1 protein-coding gene is annotated in these 1,551 nt (G+C 43.3%); it reads left to right on the top strand.

Going from position 1 to position 1,551, the window contains the following annotated elements:
* The first annotated feature begins 155 nt into the window (after nt 1-155).
* Entirely contained in the window at nt 156-1,424 is a 1,269-nt protein-coding gene (locus BMI79_RS22775) for a ComEC/Rec2 family competence protein (protein ID WP_076944407.1), read from the top strand.
* Nucleotides 1,425-1,551: the final 127 nt, after the last annotated feature.

Here is a 1,551-nt window from a genome sequence, read left to right as displayed (position 1 = left end):
GAGCGAAGAGCAGACCTTCTTGTCGAATGTAATTAATTGGACGCTGGCCGGTGTCACTAAATAATTTTGGACGATTGCAGGTATACCTCTAATCTAATGCTCTGGGCATGAAGGGCTTTAAAACATTTTCAGAATTGTAAGTTTAAGGATGAAATATGATAAAATTTGGGGTTAGTCAGTGTTTTCAACCAGTTGGAAACGGTACTTTCAAAACCGGTTCAATTTTTGATAGTAGGAGAGGGAATTTTTTCAATTGGGTCTACGACTGTGGGTCCACCCGATCCTTAACCCTCAACCGTATCCTCGAGAACATTACCGCGCAGTCGGGCTGGCCGAATTATATTGATATGCTGGTTATCTCCCATTTTGATAATGATCACGTTAATGGCGTTGAGACGCTTCTCAGGCACTGTCGCGTCAAATCTCTGGTTCTGCCCTTCTCGGAATGGACTCAAAGCGTGCGTGAAATTTCGGTTCTTGGGAAAAAGGGCACTTCACCGTCCGCAGCACTTTTGCAACTTAATCCCCTACAATGGCTAGCATCAAGAAACTTTGATGTTCATGTCGACGAAGTTATACTAGTTCAAGGGGAATCTGATTTACCGTCTGTCGGTTCCGAGGAAGAAAATCCCAAGCCAAGGCCTAATGATTTTCCACAAAATGATGACTCTAGGGTGTTCAGCGGTAGTTACTTTACTTTCAACCACCCCTCATGGCCTGGCAACATAAAGATTAAAACCATCAGGCATTACTGTCCTATACAGGCTCTCAATAGTGATTTTGAATTTGTCTTTTTTAATGCGGAGAAAGATTTCACCGAACTGGGTCTAATAATAAAAAGGAACGGACAATGGTATGCGAAGAAATCGGGTAAACTTTTGTCCGACGTGAAGGCTGACATCCAGAATACAATCATTAGTATCAATTTACATAATCCGTTATCTACTATGCCTGCGAATTGGCGCAAGATATTGAAAAATTGCTATGAAAAACATTTTGGTCACACCGGCAAGGCCAAAAATAACATTTCGCTATGTATGTACGCAGCACCAGTCCAAATGGAAATCAGTGAATTTTGGGTTGGCAGTAATCAGAATCTGTATCCAACCACATTTTCTCCGACTTCGCGTCTGGCAACCCTCTGTACTGGAGATATACATCTTACCCCTAATGTTATCTCAGACCTAAGGAACCATCTGGGGCCGATGCGCTGGGACAAAATTGGTTTAATTCAGGTTCCTCACCACGGTTCTCAGCATTCGTGGACTGTGGGAAATGCTGCGTTACTGGCCCCCGCGCAATTTTTGTATTGTGCTTCGGGAACTAAACATCATCCACATCCTGTTGTCAAAAAGGATTTAAGCGGATCGATTGCGCATACTGCAGACTGTACAGACGCCGTATTCATTAACTATATAGTTTAACGAAATGCGGGGTTATTTCGCCAACCAACAAACCCCGCAGAACAATAAAATGCGGTCAAATATCAAATGTCCGCTCCTGTCAGGGAACGGACAGGTCTATGTAACTTGCCGTCTGCTATGAGCGAAA

The organism is Serratia oryzae (assembly GCF_001976145.1).
GTDB lineage: Bacteria > Pseudomonadota > Gammaproteobacteria > Enterobacterales > Enterobacteriaceae > Chania > Chania oryzae.
This window is presented reverse-complemented; position numbering and strand designations above follow the sequence as displayed.

Bases quoted from the DNA above. Each gene is read 5' to 3' on its own strand.
- BMI79_RS22775 (WP_076944407.1), top strand. From the start codon at position 156: ATGATAAAATTTGGGGTTAGTCAGTGTTTTCAACCAGTTGGAAACGGT.